The organism is Anaerotruncus sp. G3(2012) (genome assembly GCF_000403395.2).
GTDB lineage: Bacteria > Bacillota > Clostridia > Oscillospirales > Ruminococcaceae > Anaerotruncus.
In genome coordinates this window covers 376794-394555 of the sequence record NZ_KE159657.1, presented here as the reverse complement: position 1 = coordinate 394555, position 17762 = coordinate 376794, and the positions used below count along the sequence as shown (strand labels likewise).

The window sequence follows — 17762 nt, the reverse complement described above, 5'->3', positions numbered from 1 at the left end:
TAGATGTTCCTTTCTGCTAGGATTTTTGGTGGGAAAGGATCCAGCGGAGGACTTTTTCATCGTCAAACACGACCGACCCGCCGCCGTGATAATTATAAATGCCCAAGGCATTGAAATAGGCGTTGTCCGGTATCTCCGCCTGCAAAACCGCCGCGGTCTGCTCCTCTGTGTATCCGGCCTTTTGGTATGCCCCATATAGATTGTTGTAAGCGTCGCGGGCCTTCTGGGAGCCATAATATTCGTCGTTCTCCGCCATAAAGATATAAACCGCCACACCGTTTTCCGCCACCGGCGTGTAGTCCCCATCCCACTGGGAGCCGCCGTGGAGGTAGGCGGCATACAGGTCGGGCCGCATCGCCACCGCTCTGGACATGGTTTCCCCGCCCGCCGAATACCCGGCGGCGTAGACACGGCTTTTGTCCACCGCAAAATTCTCGATAAAATGCTCTGTCAGGCAAACAGCCTGCTTGGCGGAGGTCTCTCCCCAATCGGTAAGCTGGGCGGATACCACGATCATCTCTTCCGGGTACTCTGTTCAGGCGGTAAAACCGTTCCAGGTGAGGTTGCTGCCGGAGGAATCTTCCCCGAACCACATCCGGTCATAGCCGGGCATGGTCATTACGAGAGGGTATGCTTTTTGGCCGTCGTAGTTCTCCGGCAGGAAATAGCTGTAATGGATGGGGCTTTCCTCGCTGTCCAAAAGCTGCTCCCGGACAAGGCCGGTCTGCATGGCCGGCAGGTCGGTTTCTGCTGGAGCGGAGAAACTGCTTTCCCCGACAGAAACTTCCGATCCCGGTGAGAGGCTGCTCTCCGGCCGGACCTGGGAAGAGGATGCCATAGAGGGCGCGGCTTCGGCAGGAAGGCCGCTTGTACTTTCCGGCGCCCCGCACCCAGTCAGAAGCAACGCCAGCGCAAGAGCCGTTCCTTTTTCCTTCCAGCTCATTTGTATCCCAGCCCTTCTACCCACTGGGCAACATCGGCCTGTGCCGCCGCCACCGTTTGTTCGCTGACGGTAAATCCGTCCTCGACCACGGTGGCCCCCGGTTCTAATTCTTTAATGGTGCCAATGGTGCCGGAAAAGCGGCTGCCGTTGTGGACATTAAAGGGGACGATGGTCTTTCCGGAAAAATCGTACTCGTCAAAAAAGCTGTACAGCACCTGGGGCAGATCGTACCACCATGTGGGAAAGCCGACGAAGATCACATCGTATTGGTCTAAGTTTTCAATATGGCTGGTCAGCTCCGGGCGGGCATTGTCAGCCTGCTCCTGGGAGGCGTAGTTGATGAGTTCGCCGCCATCGGCAGGATAAACAACAGAGGTCTGAATAGAGAACAGGTCGCCGCCGGTTTCTGCCTGGATCATATCCGCCACCGCCCGCAGACGGCCCACCGCTGTTCCGTTTATGGTGGTAAAGCTGGCGGAAGCGATAGCGTCCACCCCGCTGTTTTCCGCTGCCGTAAAGTAGGCGATAAGGATGTTGCTGCTGGAGCCGCCCTCTTCTCCCTCTGCGTCTTCCTCCCCTTTGGAGGACAGGGAGGGTTCTGTGGGCTCCGAAAATTCAGTGGAAGAAGAGGGCGTATCCGCAGCCGGAGAAGCGGCATCTGCCGCAGGAGACGGTGATTGGGATGAGGGAGCATTCCCGCCACAGGCGGCAAGGGAAAGGACGATTGCCGCAGCCATAAGCAAGAGAAGGAGCTTCTTCATGTTGTGCCTCACTTTCCGAAATGGGGGAACCGGGTTTTTATCTTCCCGGCTCCCCCTCATCACAAATTTTCTTAACCGGCAAGGTTTAAGCTGTTCACCCACTGGGTAACAGCGCTTTCATTCAGGTTTTCGCCAAAGCGTTCACCGGCAAGCCAGTTGGCGTTGGGAGCCATTCCCTTTAAGGTGTCGCCGCTGCTGCCGAAGGGGCTGGAGGTGGAGGTGCAGAAGGGGATCATGGTCTTGCCGGAAAGATCGGCGTTCTCCACAAAGTTCCAGACGATGCTGGGAGCCTCCCGCCACCACAGGGGGTAGCCCAGGAAAATCGTATCATAGCCGGAGAGGTCCGGAGTGCCGGCCAGGGCGGTGCGGTGACTGGGGTCATTGTGCTCCCGGTTGACCCGGCTGTTTTCATCGGTCCAGTTGAGGTCGGCGCTGGTATAAGGCTCCGCCGGGGTAAGCTCATAGGTGTCCGCTCCGACGGTTTTGGCGATCACTTCCGCCACCGCCTTGGTGTTGCCGCTGGCGGAGAAGTAGACCACCAGCGTTTTTCCGCTCTCAGGCTCCACGGGGGCTTCAGGGGCAGGCTCGCTGGAAGAAGCCGGGGCCGCTGTTTCCGGTTCGGGTTCGCTGCCGGAGGGCTGCTCCTCCGGTGCCGGTTCGGATTCGCTGCTGGCAGGAGCGGAAACCTGGATGGGCGCATAGGTCCCGTCGGCGCTGACATTGGCCCCGATCCAGTTTTCCACGTGGTCTGCGATGACATCGTTGTTCAGGTCCTGGAACAGGAAGTGGTCGTTGCCGGTGATGCCCTCCTGGGGAAGATCAACGACGGTGCAGTTTCCGCCCTGGGCGTTATAGGCATCCCGGAAGGCGTAGCAGGCCTGGCGCATCATCTGCCACATTCCGGTTGCCTGGATGGCGGGATCGCCGTTGTCAATGTAATCGCCAAAGTAGATGGTGACGGGGATATTTTTGGAAAGCACCGCCGCAAAGTCAGGGCTGTCCGCTCCGGGGGCGCCGCCGGGCTCGATGGCGATGATAGCCGCGATATGGTCGGTGTAATTTGCCGCTGTCCAGCCGGGACCGCCGCCCTGGGAATGGGTCACCAGGATGGAATTTTTGCCGGTGCGGGCATAGACCTCGTCGATGGTGGCGGCGACAGCCTTGGAAACGGTTTCGTTGTCAAAATCCCCGCCCATGTCGCTGCTCATGCCGGTGTCCGGGGTCATCTGGCGGAAGAACTGGTCCACCGAGGCGTCGTCGTTGGGGAACTGGCTCCCCTCGTTGGCCACCGATTTCCCGTCCACCCAGCGCCCGATGCGGAACTGGGTGTACCACCGCTGATCCAGGGTCTTGGTACTGATGGTTCCCGCTACCGAAGTGCCGCCAGCCTCTCCCCGCCGGGGCTCGTCGATGAGGAAAACGCTGTGGCCTTTTTTGAGAAACAGATCGGACCAGCCCTCCCGGCCATCGGGGGTGGTCATCCATCCCATCCGGGACTGGCCGTAGCCGTGGAGGAACACCATAGGCAGGCCGGTTTCATCGGCAGGGATCTGATAAAAGACATTGGCGTGGTCCACATGAGCGGTCTGCCCGGCTCCGGTGTCCTCCCACTGGTTCTCCGGGTAAAAGGTTCCCTCCGAGGTGACGGTGATGCCCCCGGCGGAGAAAAGGCCCTGTTCCCGGATGCGGAGAACGCCGTCCTCCTCCGGCTGGGAAACCTCCGGTGCGGAGGAAGGCTGTGAGGAAGAAGATGGTTGGCTGGAGGATGAGGGTGCCGTCTGGCATCCTGCCAGCATGGAGAGGGCGGTGACGCCCGCTAATAGAAAAGTCAGAATTTTTTTTATTCTTTTCATGGTGGCTCTCCTTTTGAAAGAATTAAATGTTACAGACACTCCCGGAAGATCTCATAGATCTCCTCATGGCTCAGTTTCCTGTAGCTACCGGAGACGATGGCGCAGGAGTTGGCCACCGCCAGAAGGTCGGTGTTCTCCGGGGTGATGCCCAGCTCCTTCAGGGTGGCAGGCATCCCGATCTCCCGGATGAAGTCCGCCAGCGCCTCCACCCCGGCCCTTGCCAGCTCCTCCTGGGTCTTTCCCTCCGGGGAAACGCCCCAGACCCGGACAGCGAACCGGGCGAACTTCTCCGCCCCGGCTTCGCAGATACGGCGGTAGTAGGCGGGGTGCAGCACCGCCAGCCCTTCGCCGTGGTTGCAGTCGGTGTAGGCCCCCAGGGAATGCTCCATCATGTGACACTGGAAGTCAGTCTGCTTGCCCAGCTTGATGATGCGGTTCTCCGCCATGGTGGCCTCCCACATCAGGTTCGAGCGGGCGGTGTAGTCCAGGGGGTCTTTGACGGCGGCCCGCAGGTCCCGGATCACCCCCCGCATCAGCCCCTCGGCGATGTCGTCGGAGACATTCTCCTCATCCGGGCGGCTAAAGTAGATCTCCATGATATGGGAAAGGGTGTCAAAGCCGCCGGAAACCATCTGCCGCTTGGGGACGCTGAAGGTGTAGGAGGGATCCAGCAGGGCAAATTTGGGGTTGCATCTGGGATAATCCCTGCCGGTCTTGATTTTCAGCTCCTCGTTGGTGATGACCGCGCCGCCGTTCATTTCGCTGCCAGTTCCGGCGGCGGTGACGATGACGCCCAGGGGAAGAGGCTCAAAGTCGATGATGCCGGGGCGGGCCCAGAAGTCCGCCCAGACATCCCCCTCGTAGACCGCCGCTAGAGAGATGGCCTTGCAGCAGTCCATGACGCTACCGCCGCCCACGCCGAGGATCAGGTCGATCTGATTTTCACGGGCCAGCCGCGCTCCCTCCAGAACCTTTTGGTAGGTGGGGTTGGACATGATGCCGGAAAACTCGGTGACATTCTTCCCGGCTTTGCGGAGGCTTTCCATCACCTCGTCATAGACGCCGTTCTTTTTGATGGAGCCTCCGCCGTAGCAGAGCAGGACATTTTTTCCGTAGTGCTTGGCAAGGCAGCAGAGGTATTCCCCGACGCAGCCCTTGCCGAAAAAAGTCTTGGTGGCATTTTCAAAGATAAAGTTATTCATAACCGCTCCTCCTCGTTTGCTCATTCGCTTACTGATTGACCGGTAATCCGTTTACCCAGGTGACGATCTCCTGCTCCGCACCCCCAATGCTGTTCCGGGAGATGGTGAGGCCGTCCAGAACCTCGGCCCCCGGCTCCAGCTGGCGAATGGTGCGGATGGTGCCGGAGAAGCCGCTGCCGCCGTGGACACAGAAGGGAACGACCGTCTTGCCGGAGAGATCCACAGCGTCCAGGAAGGTGTAGAGGATCATGGGCATATCGCCCCACCAGTTGGGGTAGCCCAGGTAGATGACATCATATCCGGAAAGGTCAGGCAGTTCCCCGGCGATGGCAGGGCGGTCGTTGTTTCTCTGCTCCTGCTGGGCCTGGTCGATGAGGGGCTGATGGTCGCGGGGATAGGCGTTCTGCTCCACGATGCGGTAGCTGTCCGCCCCGGTCTCCCGCTGAATGATCCCCGCCATGTACTCCATGTTGCCCAGGGCCGTACCATTTGAGACCAGTACGCTGGCCCCAGCGATAGCGTCCACACCGGTGGTGTCCACATCCTCCGGGACGGAGAAGTACACCACAAGGGCATTCGTTCCCGTCGATGCGGGTTCAGCCGAAGTGCCCTCCGGAGCGGCGGGCTGGCTGGATCCATCGGCTTCCAGCTCCAGGCTGTTTACCCATTGGGTGACGGCGGACTCGTTTAGGTTTTCCCCGAACCGGCGTCCCTGCATCCAGTTGGCGGCGGGAGCCATGCCCCGAAGGGTCTCCACGCTGCCCTCAATGCCGTCCGAGGTGGAGGTGCAGAAGGGGATGATGGTCTTGCCGGAAAGGTCGGCGTTCTCCATAAAGTTCCAGACGATGCTGGGGGCCTCCCGCCACCACAGAGGATAGCCCAGGAAGATGGTATCGTAGGCGGCAAGGTCGGGAAGCTCCCCGGCGATGGCGGTGCGGTGGGCGGGGTCGTTGTGTTCGGTGTTTACCCGGCTGTCGGGATTTGTCCACCGCAGATCATCGCTGGTGTAAGGCTCAGCAGGGGTCAGCTCGTAAAGCTCGGATCCGGCAGCAGTTGCAATGGTTTCCGCCACCGCCTTGGTGTTGCCGCTGGCAGAAAAGTAGAGGACCAGGGTCTTACCGGTCTCCGGTTCAGCCGGAGCGGATTCGGAGGATGCCGAAGCTGGCTGGCTTTCCGAAGGTGCGGCGTCCGTTTTAGAAGCAGGATTTTCCGAAGATGAAGAAGCCGGGCTGCCGGAGGGGGCCGCCGAAGAAGGCTGGCTCTGGGACGTACTGCCGGAGGAGGATTGCTGGCTGCATCCCGCCAACAGGGAAAGGGCGGTCATTCCCGCTAAAACAAAGGTGAAAAATCTCTTGAACTGGGACATCGTTTGTTCTCCTTTCAGACGGAAAATGTTTTTTCCATATCTCTATTATAAAAAAATCGAGACTCCCGGAGAAGTCTCGATTGGTTAGTGGGTTTATACCTTTGGGTTTGCAGTCGGCTATCTTTTCAGCCCGGTGATCATTTCCACAGTGGCGGGGTCATAATGGGAGAAAAACAGGCTTTCCCCCTCGTCCAAAGTGGCAATGGCGGCCATATCCTCCGGCGGGAGCTGGAAGTCGAACACATCGAAATTCTGGACCATCCGCTCCTTATGGGTGGACTTGGGAATCACCACCACGCCGCTTTGGAGCAGGAAGCGCAAAGCGGCCTGGGCAGCGGTTTTTCCGTGCTTTGCCCCGATTGCTGTCAGGGTGGGATTGGTAAAAAAATCCTTGCGTCCTTCGGCAAAGGGGCCCCAGCTTTCGTGCTGGACCTCGTATTTCAGCATATACTCATGGGCCTTTTTCTGCTGCTGGAACACATGGGTTTCCACCTGGTTCACCGCCGGGGTGACCTCCACGAATCTGCACAGGTCAATAAGCCGGTCAGGATAAAAATTGGAAACGCCAATAGCCCGAAGGTAGCCTATCTTATAGGCCTCCTCCATCGCCCGCCAGGTGCCGTAGTAGTCGCCAAAGGGCTGATGGATGAGCAGCAGGTCGATATAATCGGTTCCCAGCTTCTTGAGCGACTGCTCAATCGATGCCTTTGCCTTTTCGTAACCGGCATTGGAAATCCAGACCTTGGTGGTGAGAAACAGCTCGCTGCGGGGAACGCCGCTTTTCTTCACTGCCCGGCCCACCGCTTCCTCGTTGCCATAGGCCTGGGCGGTATCAATGGAGCGGTAGCCCACCTCTATGGCATCCAGAACGCACCGTTCGCATTCGCTGTTTTTTACCTGATAGACCCCATAGCCCAGCTGGGGCATTTTTATGCCGTTATTCAGTGTGACAAAATCCATATAATTCCTCCTTTATTTTGATGATGGATAAACAAGAGCAGTAAAGCTAAACTGTACAAGCCTCCATTGGCCCTCAATAAGGCTGTAAACCTCGGTTACGGCAAAATGGTGCGTTGTTGGCTTGCCGTCAAGCAGCAAGCCGTAATCGCAGTCGGTAATCACAACGGCCGTATCACCGTAGACGCGGGCGCTCTTGCTATGAAATACCAGTTCCGTGGGCTTGAAAAGGCCGCTTGTATAGCACTCAATTTCCTTATCAAGCCCACAGGTAACGCCGATGTGGACAAAGGTACAGTCCGGCGCCGCAAGAGCACGCATACCGGCCTCATCGGCGGTTTCCATCGCTTTCCAGAATTTATCCGATATGGTGATTATCCGCTTTGTCATATCGGGGTCCTCCCTAATCATGAATTCTTCGAGTGACGCACATCCGGACAAAATCCGGATCGAAGTGTTTGATTGCCGTGCCGGTATAGCCCATATCCAGCGCGTCTATCTGCCGCATTTCCTCTCCGCTCAGTGAAAAATCCCAAATATCCAAATTTTCCACAATCCGTTCCCTGTGGGTGGATTTGGGGATCACCACCACGCCGCGCTGCACATTCCAGCGCAGCATAATCTGCCCGATGCTTTTGCTGTGGGCCTTTGCGATGGCGGACAGGCTCTCGTTCTCAAAGGGCGCATACCGCCCGCCGCCCAGCGGGGCCCATGCCTCCGGCTGTACCTGATAGTACCGCATGGTTTCCAGTGCCGCTTCCTGTGAAAAGAAGGGGTGCAGCTCCACCTGATTAACGGCAGGCTTTATCTCCACCGTTTCGCAGAAATTGGTCAGGATATGCGGGTAAAAATTGGAAACGCCGATGGCTCTCAGCTTTCCTTCCCGGTAAGCATCCTCCATGGCTCTCCAGGCGCTGAAATAATCCTTCATTGCCTGGTGAAGCAGATAGAGGTCCAGATATTCCAGCCCCATTTTCTCCAGGGAAGCATGGATAGCCTTTTTTGCCGTGTCATAGCTCTGCATATCCTGTACCCACATCTTGGAGGTAATGAATAACTCCTCCCGGGTGCAGATCCCTTCGGCAATCGCCTCCCGCACCGCCTGGCCGACGGCATCCTCATTGGTATAGGAGGCCGCCGTATCAATCAGCCGGTAACCCGCACGGATAGCATCCAGCACCGACCGTCTGCATTCTTCCTTATCCCGTACTTGAAAAACACCAAAACCCTCCAGCGGCATCTTTATGCCGTTATTCAGTGTAACAAAATCCATTCTCAAACACCTCCTGGTTCATTTCTGCTCCCCATAAACTTCCTTCGCCATCCGCAGAGCCGCCCAGGCCTTGGGCCAGCCGGCATAGAAGGCCAGCTGGGTCAGCGCCTCCGCCATCTCCACGGCGGTGACGCCGTTGGCCTTTGCCCGCTGGATATGGTGCAGCAGGGAGGAATCCAGGATACCGCTGGCCATCAGGGCGGAAACGGTGATGAGGCTGCGATCCCTGGGGGAGAGCTGCTCCTTCCTGGACCAGACCTCCCCAAAGAGGACATCATCGTTGAGTTCGGCAAATTTAGGGGCAAATTCGCTCATGGCGTCTCTGCCTGCGGTCACTTTTTCCATCATAAAGCCTTCCTTTCCTTATTGCAGTTTCGCCCCATCGCTGAAGGCATTCCCAACTCTTTCCCCCAGCACCAGATAGCCGTTTCCCACCGGGTCGAAGGCGATAGCCCGGAGCTTGGCGGGGTCGGGCTTTCCGTCCTCCCCCAAAATGCGCTGGTCGGCGCTGACATTCACGATCTGCCCGATGATATTCCCGTCCTCGGTGACCTTCAGGAGCCTGCACTCCAGGGTCAGGGGAAATTCGTCGATGAGGGGAGCGTCCACAAATTCGCTCTTTGTGGTGTGCAGCCCCGCCTTTTCCAGCTTCCTTGGCTCCTGGTTGGCGGAAACCAGCCCCACATAGTCCGCCTCCACCACATGGGCGGCATCGGCAAAGCTGACGGTAAAGGCTCCTCTGGCCTTGATATTCCGGGTGGTCTTATGCCCCGCGCTGAGGCAGAGCTCCACCTTGTCCCGGTCATACAGCCCGCCCCAGGCGGCGTTCATGGCGTCGGCAGTACCGTCCTCGCCATAGGTTCCGATGATGAGCACCGGCAGGGGATAAAACCAGGGGTTCGCTCCAAAATTCTTTCTCATAACAATACTCCTTTTCTTTTATCATCGCTTGGCGATCCGGCTTCCGCCGAACACCTCGGACATCTCCATCCTGTCCAGGGCCCGGTCGATGGCCCCCACCTCCTCCGGGGTAAGGATCACCTCCGCCGCCCCGGCGTTCTCCACCATCCGCTGGAGCTTTCTGGTTCCGGGGATGGGGACGATCCAGGGCTTTTTGCAGAGCATCCAGGCCATGGAAAGCTGACCGGGGGTGGCGTTCTTCTCCGCTGCGATATTATGCAGCAACTCCAGCAGGGGGCGGTTTTTTTCGGTTCCCTCGGCGGTAAATTGGGGCATGACGCTGCGGTAATCGCTCCCCTGTTCAAACCGGGAGCCGGCGTCATACCGGGCGGTGAGAAAACCGTTGGCCAAGGGGGAAAAGGCCACATAGCCGATGCCCAATTCCTCCAGCGTGGGGAAAAGGGTCTCGTGCCACCGGGCCATCATGGAGTAACGGTTCTGGATGGCAGTAACCGGGCAGACGGCATGGGCCCTGCGGATGGTCTCCTCGCCGGCTTCGGAAAGGCCCCAGTGGGTGATCTTCCCCTCCCGGATGAGGTCAGCCATCACCCCGGCCACCTCCTCAATGGGGACATTGGGGTCGGGCCGGTGCTGGTAATAGAGGTCGATGTAGTCGGTCCCCAGCCGACGGAGAGAGGCTTCCACCGACGCCCGGATCACCTCCGGGCGGGAATCCGGTACCAGGGGTTTGTTGACCTCCGAGCTGGTCTGGTCAAAGCGAATGCCGAATTTTGTGGCGATGACTACTCGATTCCGGCAGTCCCGGAGGGCCTTGCCCACCAGGGTCTCGTTTTGGTGGGGGTCGTCCGGGGTGCCGTAAACTTTGGCGGTGCCAAAGAAGGTATAGCCTGTCTCCGCCGCCTGGCGGATGAGCCCCACCGCCTCCTGCTCCTTTGTGGGGGCACCGTAGGCGTGGGAAAAGCCCATGCACCCAAGGCCCACCGCCGAAACCGTCAAATCTTTCCCAAGGATTCTTTGACGCATAGCGTTTACTCCTCCCCTTTCTTGAGTTGATACCGCAGCCACAGCCCATCCCCGTCCAGCCGTTTTGCCTCCAGCAGAGAGAAGACGGCGGGCTGCTGGTTCGGCAGAAAATCAAACCGCTCAAAGCTGGAGACGGATCTGGTATTCCCGTCCGCTACCGGGGCGACCACCAGGCTCACCTCGTCGATAAGCCCCCCTGCCAGAAAGGAGCCGTTGCTGTACCCGCCACCGGCCAGCATCAGCCGGTGGATCCCCAGCAGCGTTTTTGCCTTGTGAAGCAGCAGGGCGCAGTCCAGCCGCTCCTTTCCGGCAAAAAGATAAGAGACGCCAAAGCCCCGGAGATAGGCGAGGTAGTCCTCCGATACCTGCTCGGTCAGCACCTCCACCGCGTGGGCCTTGGGCCGGCCCTTTCTCTCGATATAGGCACCGCTCCATGCCAGCTCCCCCTTGGGGTCCACCGAAAGGATATAGTTTTTCACCTCGTTGGGAGCCAGCCAGTCCTCCTTGGGATAACGGGTAGGGCTGTGGGGAATATGGGGTTCCCAGCCGTCGGCAAAGCCTCCCGCCATGGTGACAGCGCCGTAAAGGGTGGCGTCACAGCGATAGAAGCTCCGCAGGTTTCCGTACTCGGTGCGGGCGGGAACAGCGGCGGGATGGCCCATAAAGGCCCCGTCGATCTTCCCGTCCATAGATACAAACATATGACAGACGACAAACGGTTTTTCCACACTTTCCTCCTTACTTCTCTGAAAACACATCCGTCAGAAAACGGTCGTACTCCTCCAGCCAGTCGCCCCGGCTGCCGAAGCCGTGGGGCATTCCGTCCAGCTGCAGCCGCTGTACCGTGACGCCTGCCTCCTCGGCGGCACTGGCGTTGGCCAGAAACTGGCGGTAAAAGGGATCCTCTGTTCCGTAGCAGTAGAAGGTGGGCGGCAGTTCTCCGGAGCGGAGAAGCTCCACATCGGTGGTCCCCACGCTGGGCCGCCCGTAGAAGGAATAGATCATCCCATCCGCAGCCGCATCGGCGGAAACAGCGTCCAGCTCATCGGGGAGATAGCTGCTGTCCAAGGCGGCGGGACTGACCGTACCGTCCCAATGCAGAAGCATCTCCCCGGCCAGAATGCCTCCAGCGGAAAAGCCCATCACCGCAATATCTTTCGGATTGATGCCGTAAAGATCCGCATTTTTGCGGACGAAACGCACCGCTCTGGCCAGGTCCAGCGCTCCCTCCTGCTGGGTATAGGGGCGCAGGCGGTAATCTACAACAAACGCCTGATACCCTAACTTTGCCAGAGCCTCCGCCACAGGGGTCCCTTCATTCTCATCGCTGCGGAACTGAAAGGCCCCTCCGGCGCAGACCAGAACGGCCCCTTTGACAGAGGTCCCCTCCGGGACGGGGAAGCTGGTGATGGTGGGACGGAAATCCGGCTCGTCAAAGTAACCGCCGCTGTTCACCGTGTACTCGGTCACTGCCGGAGCGTTCCCCTCTTCCCACAGATAAAAGGTCTGACGGATACGGGGATCCGGCAGAGCGGTGAGAACAGTGTCTCCGCCCCTGGCAGGAGGCGGGGCCTCCTCTGCCTTTACCTCTTCGATATGGACCGGCTGGTCGTAGCCAAAAAAGATGCTCACATCCCCATCCAGCCGTCCGATAGCGGTCACCGGGACCACCGTTTCCTCCCGGTTGTCGTTGTAGATGATCGCGATGGAAGGCCCCTCATCCCAATAAGCGAGGCTTCCCAACTCGTAGGCGCGGGTGCGGACCGGGGCGTCTGTGATCCGCCGGGGCAGGTCAAAGGCTCTGGCATAGCCGGGAGCCGGGTCCCAGAGAGGGGCATCCAGGGGCAGCAGTTCCGCAAAAGCCCTGGCGGTCTCGTTGTCGAACAGCACCCCGGAGAGAACCGTCTCCCCGGCGGTGAGGGTGATCTCGGTCAGCGTTTCCTGGGACTCCGGCGTTTCGTGGGAGACGGGGCCGCTGCTGTTCCCTCCGCAGGCGGTCAGTGAGGTAAGCAGGGCCGTGCAAAGGGCAACGGACAGGATTTTTCGTATGGTCATCGTTTTATCCCTCCATCTGTTTTTCCCAGAAGGTCACAGCGTCGTCCAGCCAGCCCTCTGCCGCCGTTCCTGTCCCCAGCCCAAAGCCGTGGCCCAGGCCGGGGTAGTGGTGAAATTCAGTGTCGATCCCCAGGGCTGACAGCTGCGCCAGCCGCTGCTCCATCACGCGCCAGCTGGCGATGCCGTCGCTTTCCCCCACACAGGAGTAGGTGGGCGGGTCGTTCCGGGAATATTCGCTGTGGCCGGTGTACTGGATGACTGCCGCGCCGGGCCGGGGAAGGTCATCCCCGCCAAAGCCCGCCGGGCCGTAGGTACCCAGGTAGGCGGCCATCCGCCCTCCCGCCGAGCCGCCCCAGAGGGAGTAACAGTCGGTGTCCACCTGTAATTCTTCTGCGTAAGCAAAGATAAAGCTGATGGCCCTTGCCAGGTCCTCGCAGGCGGTCTGGGCCCCCGGACGGTAGATCAGGGCAAAGGCGTTATAGCCCTTTTTGGAAAGCTCCAGGGCGTGGGGAAAGCTATCGTGCATCGCCCCCACATAAGCAAAGCCGCCCCCGGCGTTGCAGACGGCGAACTTTGCTCCCGGTTCTCCCCGGAAGAAGAACAGCCCGGTGTCCCGTTTGGCCGGGTCCGCCGCCTTTTCCTCCTCGGTGTAGATGTCGTAGAAGATGGTCTCCCCCGCTTCGGCACGGGCTTTCATGTAGTTTACGATTTCCACCGTCTTGTCCGGGTCGACATGGCTGTACCAGGTGAGGTGCAGCTCCTCCAGGGTGTTTCCGCTCCAATATCCGGTGTTGGCCGGGAAGATGAGCCTTCCGTAGTCCCCAAAGGCGGGGTCGGACATTACCGCGGAAATGGGGGTGCTTCTGGTGTAGCTTTCGGTTTGTGCCGCCGTTTCTGTCACCTCCGCAGGCGTTATCTCCGCCCCGGAGGGCGGAGGGCTTGCTGCATCGCTGATCTGCCGGCCCTGACCCCCGCATCCCGCCAGACAAAGGAGGGTGCAGAGCAGTAGAGCGGGCAATCGGTTCTTTCTCAAAATCCACCACCGCCTTTTTCGTTTCTATCCCCATTATAAAGAAAACGAGACCCCCGGAGAAGTCTCGTTTGGTTCGGATGTTGTTACCTTTGGGTTATAAGTCTTGCCGGGAGAATGGTGAACGGCTCATAGGAATCCCTTTCCAAAGCGGAAAATCAATTTCCTGGACCAGGGGAGCCGCCGGAACATCTCCCGAACCGCTCGCCGGTAGACCTTCCGGACAAAAGCGTCCCCGTCAGGCTCCGGCCCCTCTTGGCCATAGGCCGCGGCGGAAATGATTTGAACAGCCTCGTTCCAGTCTGCCAGGGAAACGGCAGGAATCGCTTCTGACGCTCTTTGAGGAAAATCGGCCTCCGTTCCATTCAGATCGGTCAGTATCCCGCAAAAGCGGAAAGCCGCCAGCAGGTGTCCAAAGAGTTCCCGGCAGTCTGCCAGGTCCAGCCTGCGGAGTTTTTCGACACGCCGGGCATCGGCGGCCAAAAGGAGAAAAAGAACCGCACAAAAGCCGAGATACCCCCACAGCACCCCCCACTGCTGCGGCTCTGGCCGGGCAGGGCTGCGGGAGGGACTATCGAAAGCCACAGGGGCCTCCGGCCTTTCGCCGCCCTCAAAGGCAAGCGCAGGCTCCCATTGGGGGAGATGAGAGGAGAACCAGGTAAATCCGGGATAATGGACCTCCATCTCCCCTTGAGAATTTGGAGTGACCTCTACCGGGGTCCAGCCGTGATCCGGCAGGAAGATTTCCGCCCAGGCATGGGCGGCTTCATCGGTAACAGCTGCTGTCCAGTTTCCGTCCTCCCCAGGGGAAAATTCCTCCGGCGGAACAAGATACCCGGCGGCATACCGCGCGGGGATACCGTATAAACGATACAACAGAACTGCCGCAGAGGCATAGTGAACGCAGTAGCCGCTGTGCTTTTCAAAGAGGAAATCCTCCACCACATCTTCTCCCATAGGGGTCCAGCCGGGGGTCTGGCTGTAGGCCGCCCCGTTATGCAGGGTGTCCAAAATAAAAGCGGTGATCTCGTCCATATCCCGGAGGGGATGTTCTTCCGCCAGCCGCACAAGCCTCAGAAGGCTTTCCCTTGGGACCCCGGTATAAGCGGCAGGGGCCAGCTGCGCATAGGTTTTGTGTACACGGCGGTTCCAGTCCCGCTGCATGGCGAAATGGTCGGGGACATTCTCCCAGTCCAACTGCATATCCTTGGGTTCGTAAAACTCACAGGTGTACCCGTCCTCCGCGGTGAGCCAGTCGCTGGTCAGGCGGCTGTAATAGGGGGCAAAATGGTTTGGATATTGATTCCCGTTGTAGCGGATGGTGATGCTTATGGGGACTGGTGGCGTTTCCCAGATCATCTCCCGGTTGACGACATAGTACATGGTGTGGTACATTCCGTCCACCATATTGCTCCAGTTACCCCAGTCCAGGATTTCCTTCACCTCCTGCAGCAGCGCCTCATCATCCGCCGGGGCCCACTCTCCCTTCTGATACTCTCCACCGCTGAAGCCCCGAAGATAGATCGTCTCCGAGGGCCTGCGGGAAGTGGTGATCTCCATTTGAACCGCTCCGGTCAGATACCGGTTCCCCCGGCTCACGCTGCCGTCTGTATAGGGGTCCGAAGCAGTACCGGAAAGCCCCCGCCAGATGCGGTAGGCCGCCCCCTCGGCCCAATAGGCGGGTTGGCCCAGCTGGGTGAAAAAGCCGGCGGAAATAGCCCAGGCCAAAAGCAGGGCGGCAGCGATCATAACGGCGGCAAGAGAAACGCCTTTCGGGCAAGGAAAATCGCCCAGCCCCCAGAGGGCCCACGAACCGATGAACCAGAGGAAAAGAAGGGCCAGGGGCAAAGGCCCCACCGGGATGCCCGCCAACACTGCCAGAACCGGCAGGGCCATGGCCAAAAGAGCGGAGAACCAGCGTTGCCCTATTAAAAACAGCAGCAGGAGGGAGACGGCAAGCAGGAGCAGGACCGCACCGGTGGTATTGGCAGGGGCAGCGGCCGATTGGGAAAGAAAAAGCTCCCCCATATACCCAAGCTGGCCTGTCAGATCTTTCCGGAAGACAAAGCTCCCGATGGCGGTAAGCAGCACGCTTATGCCCCATGCTGCCCAAAACACTCCTTTGCCTTTGCGGCGGGAGTACCACAGCCCTACGCAAAGCAGGGCCGAGGCAGGATAAACCACCCACCCGGCAAAGGAAAGCCCCGGAACCTCCAAAAGCAGAAGGAGGAGGCCCAGCACCCCCAAAAGAGGCAGCAACAGCTCCGGCCATGGGGCCGTTTTGCCGCTTCGCTTTTGCCAAACGATTTCCCGGCGCTTTGCCATCCGTTCTTCCCCCTTCCCGTTATCACAGCAGAAAACGCTTCTCCCGGATCTCCTGTTCCAATCCATCCGGTGAAAAGCGATGGAGCAGGCGGTCCCCCCAGTACAGCCCCAAACCGGTGTCCAGAAGAAAGGCGTCCTGCCGCTCCTCCGGGGCGGGAAGGTACCGGGGAAGGTTCCCCCTTGCCGCCAGCCGGTACAGTTTCACCAGCAGCCGCCTGCATCCGTCTTCGTCGGTGGCCTCGTCCCAAACGGGGCGTCCTTCCTCCTCCCGCCAAAAAACGCTCAGGCGGGGAACGATTTGCAAAAGCCCGTGAATCAATGCGGACAAAAGCCGGAAAAAGCTGCTCTGCTGCGGAAGAAGGAGCATTTCCTCTTTCCAGACAAGGAGAAGGACTAAGGAGCGGTCGCGTTCCTCTTCAAATTCCTTCATCCACAGCCTGTCGGTTCTGGCGCTGAGGTTCCAGTGGATAAAGCGGTTCCGGTCCCCCCCTGCGGTATTCCCGCAGCTGCCGGATCTCGTGGTGATCCTCCGACAGCGGAGTCCCGGCCCGCTCCGGCATGGAAAGGTTGGCATCTTCCGCCGGGCGGGAAAGCGTAATGGACAGGCTCTCCCAAGGAGGAAAAACCGCCGCCTTCGCCTCTGCCGCCAAAGCCTTTTTGGCACAGAAGAGGGAAAGGCCATCCCACACCGCCAGCCGGTCAAGCCGGAAAAGAAGCAGCCCGCAATAGGGAGCCGAAAGGGAAAAGCACAGCTGTTTTTCGCCCTGTTTTGCCATGGCTTTCAGGCGGATGGTATCACCGGGGCCTGCCTGCCCGGCGTAGGCGGCTCTTATCGTAAGGCTGCAGTACCCCGCCCCCAAAGGGCAGGCGTTGGCGATTTGCACTGAAAACATCCGCGGGCCCCCGAAAACCACGGTTTGCAGCCCGTGGGGAAAGGTGACGGAGAGCCCTTTCCGAAGCAGCCGGGACTGCACAAAGGAGGCCATGGCCAGAAGCAGCATCCCCAGGCAGAAGGCCATCAGCGGCTGGCTGCGGTACATGGCCGCCAGGTAATAAGCCGCCGCAAAGAGGGCCCAAAATAGGGCGCGCTTCATCGGTCAGCCTCCATAGGGGGCGGAGGGACCTGCTTTACTATCTCGTCAACGATCTCCTTGACCGGGACCCCTTCCATTCTGGCGGAAGAAGAAAGAATGAGCCGGTGAGAGGCCACAAAGGGAAACTGCTCCCGAATATCCTGGGGGGTGACAAAATTCCGGCCCGCCATCCAGGCCGACGCTCTGGCGATCCGGGCGAGGGCGATGGTCCCGCGAGGGCTGCAACCCCGCTCTATCATAGGGTGTTCCCGCGTGGCCCGAACAAGCCCTGTAAGGTATTCCCCCACGCCGCCCTTCATAAACACCCCGACGACCTCCCTTTGGAGGGCCAGCAGCTCCTTTCCCTCCATCACCGGAACGACCTGTGCCAGCCGTTCTTTTCCCATAGGGGAGAGGGCAAGGGAAAGCCCGCTTTGCGGGTCCGGATAGCCAAGGGATAGGCTGATGAGGAAACGGTCCACCTGGGCCTCCGGCAGCGGCTGGGTCCCGGCAGTTCCGGCCGGATTTTGGGTAGCAATCACCAAAAAGGGCTTTGGAACCGCTCTGGTGACCCCTTCCACCGTTACCTGCCCCTCTTCCATCACCTCCAGCAGCGCGGACTGTGTTTTGGGGGAAGTGCGGTTCAGCTCGTCCGCCAACAGAAGATTGCAGAATACGCTCCCCGGCTGGTAGACAAAGGTTTCGGTCTCCCGCCGGTAGATGGAAAAGCCGGTAAGGTCGGAAGGAAGAACATCCGGGGTGAATTGGATGCGGCGGCGCTCCAGCCCCATGGCGCAGGAAAAGACCAGGGCCAGAGTGGTCTTCCCCACGCCAGGAATATCCTCCAGCAGAACATTTCCCCCTGCCAGAAAAGCCAGCAGGATCTCCCGATTCTCCCGCTCCTTCCCTAAGATCACCTGATCGACCTGTTCCAGAACCCTTTGAAGCATCCGGCGGTTTTCCATACGCTTCCCCTTTCT

Annotated in this window: 19 protein-coding genes; all 19 read right to left on the bottom strand. The window is 59.4% G+C overall.

All coding sequences use genetic code 11. The features are described from left to right. Positions 1-16: 16 nt before the first annotated feature. The 19 genes from C814_RS07705 to C814_RS07630 all read right to left on the bottom strand — a co-directional run bounded on the left by C814_RS07705 (position 17) and on the right by C814_RS07630 (position 17747). A complete protein-coding gene (locus C814_RS07705; RefSeq protein ID WP_016315083.1) occupies positions 17-517 on the bottom strand; it encodes a prolyl oligopeptidase family serine peptidase in 501 nt (166 codons plus the stop codon). An 18-nt stretch (positions 518-535) separates the two neighbouring features. Beyond that, positions 536-943, bottom strand: a complete 408-nt coding sequence (locus C814_RS24475; protein ID WP_016315082.1) for a hypothetical protein — start codon at positions 941-943, stop codon at positions 536-538. Beyond that, entirely contained in the window at positions 940-1704 is a 765-nt protein-coding gene (locus tag C814_RS22775) for a flavodoxin (RefSeq protein WP_016315081.1), read from the bottom strand. Before C814_RS22775 ends, C814_RS24475 begins: the two co-directional genes overlap by 4 nt. Positions 1705-1775: 71 nt before the next feature. Beyond that, positions 1776-3557, bottom strand: a complete 1782-nt coding sequence (locus C814_RS24060; protein WP_016315080.1) for a flavodoxin — start codon at positions 3555-3557, stop codon at positions 1776-1778. Positions 3558-3586: 29 nt separating this feature from the next. Further along, a complete protein-coding gene (locus tag C814_RS07695; RefSeq protein ID WP_016315079.1) occupies positions 3587-4759 on the bottom strand; it encodes an iron-containing alcohol dehydrogenase in 1173 nt (390 codons plus the stop codon). A 28-nt stretch (positions 4760-4787) separates the two neighbouring features. Then, entirely contained in the window at positions 4788-6125 is a 1338-nt protein-coding gene (locus C814_RS24470; RefSeq protein ID WP_016315078.1) for a flavodoxin, read from the bottom strand. Between the two features lie 117 nt (positions 6126-6242). After that, positions 6243-7085, bottom strand: coding sequence for an aldo/keto reductase (locus tag C814_RS07685; protein WP_016315077.1), 843 nt, complete (start codon positions 7083-7085; stop codon positions 6243-6245). 12 nt (positions 7086-7097) lie between these two features. After that, positions 7098-7472 (bottom strand): nuclear transport factor 2 family protein, encoded by a 375-nt coding sequence (locus C814_RS07680; RefSeq protein ID WP_016315076.1) that lies wholly within the window; start codon positions 7470-7472, stop codon positions 7098-7100. 13 nt (positions 7473-7485) lie between these two features. Continuing rightward, on the bottom strand, positions 7486-8355 hold the full coding sequence (locus C814_RS07675) for an aldo/keto reductase (RefSeq protein ID WP_016315075.1): 870 nt from the start codon (positions 8353-8355) through the stop codon (positions 7486-7488). 18 nt (positions 8356-8373) lie between these two features. Beyond that, positions 8374-8700 carry a carboxymuconolactone decarboxylase family protein gene (locus C814_RS07670; protein ID WP_022788217.1) on the bottom strand — a complete coding sequence of 109 codons (327 nt, stop codon included), beginning with the start codon at positions 8698-8700 and terminating at the stop codon, positions 8374-8376. 18 nt (positions 8701-8718) lie between these two features. Continuing rightward, positions 8719-9276, bottom strand: coding sequence for a flavin reductase family protein (locus tag C814_RS07665; RefSeq protein WP_016315073.1), 558 nt, complete (start codon positions 9274-9276; stop codon positions 8719-8721). A gap of 21 nt (positions 9277-9297) precedes the next feature. Next, entirely contained in the window at positions 9298-10299 is a 1002-nt protein-coding gene (locus C814_RS07660; RefSeq protein ID WP_016315072.1) for an aldo/keto reductase, read from the bottom strand. Positions 10300-10304: 5 nt separating this feature from the next. After that, on the bottom strand, positions 10305-11027 hold the full coding sequence (locus tag C814_RS07655) for a dihydrofolate reductase family protein (RefSeq protein WP_016315071.1): 723 nt from the start codon (positions 11025-11027) through the stop codon (positions 10305-10307). 10 nt (positions 11028-11037) lie between these two features. Further along, on the bottom strand, positions 11038-12354 hold the full coding sequence (locus C814_RS22035; RefSeq protein WP_016315070.1) for a cyclophilin-like fold protein: 1317 nt from the start codon (positions 12352-12354) through the stop codon (positions 11038-11040). Between the two features lie 4 nt (positions 12355-12358). Next, positions 12359-13387 carry an alpha/beta hydrolase gene (locus tag C814_RS07650; RefSeq protein WP_016315069.1) on the bottom strand — a complete coding sequence of 343 codons (1029 nt, stop codon included), beginning with the start codon at positions 13385-13387 and terminating at the stop codon, positions 12359-12361. A gap of 126 nt (positions 13388-13513) precedes the next feature. Beyond that, positions 13514-15709 carry a transglutaminase-like domain-containing protein gene (locus C814_RS07645; protein WP_016315068.1) on the bottom strand — a complete coding sequence of 732 codons (2196 nt, stop codon included), beginning with the start codon at positions 15707-15709 and terminating at the stop codon, positions 13514-13516. Positions 15710-15731: 22 nt separating this feature from the next. After that, positions 15732-16139: a hypothetical protein gene (locus C814_RS22770; protein WP_016315067.1), complete on the bottom strand. Its 408-nt coding sequence runs from the start codon at positions 16137-16139 to the stop codon at positions 15732-15734. Beyond that, a complete protein-coding gene (locus C814_RS24465; protein ID WP_016315066.1) occupies positions 16126-16803 on the bottom strand; it encodes a hypothetical protein in 678 nt (225 codons plus the stop codon). Before C814_RS24465 ends, C814_RS22770 begins: the two co-directional genes overlap by 14 nt. Beyond that, entirely contained in the window at positions 16800-17747 is a 948-nt protein-coding gene (locus tag C814_RS07630; RefSeq protein ID WP_016315065.1) for an AAA family ATPase, read from the bottom strand. Before C814_RS07630 ends, C814_RS24465 begins: the two co-directional genes overlap by 4 nt. Between the last annotated feature and the right edge of the window lie 15 nt (positions 17748-17762).

What these genes read in the sequence shown, in the direction of transcription:
- C814_RS07705 (WP_016315083.1), bottom strand. Translation starts at nt 517, where the DNA reads ATGATCGTGGTATCCGCCCAGCTTACCGATTGGGGAGAGACCTCCGCC.
- C814_RS24475 (WP_016315082.1), bottom strand. Translation starts at nt 943, where the DNA reads ATGAGCTGGAAGGAAAAAGGAACGGCTCTTGCGCTGGCGTTGCTTCTG.
- C814_RS22775 (WP_016315081.1), bottom strand. Translation starts at nt 1,704, where the DNA reads ATGAAGAAGCTCCTTCTCTTGCTTATGGCTGCGGCAATCGTCCTTTCC.
- C814_RS24060 (WP_016315080.1), bottom strand. Translation starts at nt 3,557, where the DNA reads ATGAAAAGAATAAAAAAAATTCTGACTTTTCTATTAGCGGGCGTCACC.
- C814_RS07695 (WP_016315079.1), bottom strand. Translation starts at nt 4,759, where the DNA reads ATGAATAACTTTATCTTTGAAAATGCCACCAAGACTTTTTTCGGCAAG.
- C814_RS24470 (WP_016315078.1), bottom strand. Translation starts at nt 6,125, where the DNA reads ATGTCCCAGTTCAAGAGATTTTTCACCTTTGTTTTAGCGGGAATGACC.
- C814_RS07685 (WP_016315077.1), bottom strand. Translation starts at nt 7,085, where the DNA reads ATGGATTTTGTCACACTGAATAACGGCATAAAAATGCCCCAGCTGGGC.
- C814_RS07680 (WP_016315076.1), bottom strand. Translation starts at nt 7,472, where the DNA reads ATGACAAAGCGGATAATCACCATATCGGATAAATTCTGGAAAGCGATG.
- C814_RS07675 (WP_016315075.1), bottom strand. Translation starts at nt 8,355, where the DNA reads ATGGATTTTGTTACACTGAATAACGGCATAAAGATGCCGCTGGAGGGT.
- C814_RS07670 (WP_022788217.1), bottom strand. Translation starts at nt 8,700, where the DNA reads ATGGAAAAAGTGACCGCAGGCAGAGACGCCATGAGCGAATTTGCCCCT.
- C814_RS07665 (WP_016315073.1), bottom strand. Translation starts at nt 9,276, where the DNA reads ATGAGAAAGAATTTTGGAGCGAACCCCTGGTTTTATCCCCTGCCGGTG.
- C814_RS07660 (WP_016315072.1), bottom strand. Translation starts at nt 10,299, where the DNA reads ATGCGTCAAAGAATCCTTGGGAAAGATTTGACGGTTTCGGCGGTGGGC.
- C814_RS22035 (WP_016315070.1), bottom strand. Translation starts at nt 12,354, where the DNA reads ATGACCATACGAAAAATCCTGTCCGTTGCCCTTTGCACGGCCCTGCTT.
- C814_RS07645 (WP_016315068.1), bottom strand. Translation starts at nt 15,709, where the DNA reads ATGGCAAAGCGCCGGGAAATCGTTTGGCAAAAGCGAAGCGGCAAAACG.
- C814_RS22770 (WP_016315067.1), bottom strand. Translation starts at nt 16,139, where the DNA reads ATGAAGGAATTTGAAGAGGAACGCGACCGCTCCTTAGTCCTTCTCCTT.
- C814_RS24465 (WP_016315066.1), bottom strand. Translation starts at nt 16,803, where the DNA reads ATGAAGCGCGCCCTATTTTGGGCCCTCTTTGCGGCGGCTTATTACCTG.
- C814_RS07630 (WP_016315065.1), bottom strand. Translation starts at nt 17,747, where the DNA reads ATGGAAAACCGCCGGATGCTTCAAAGGGTTCTGGAACAGGTCGATCAG.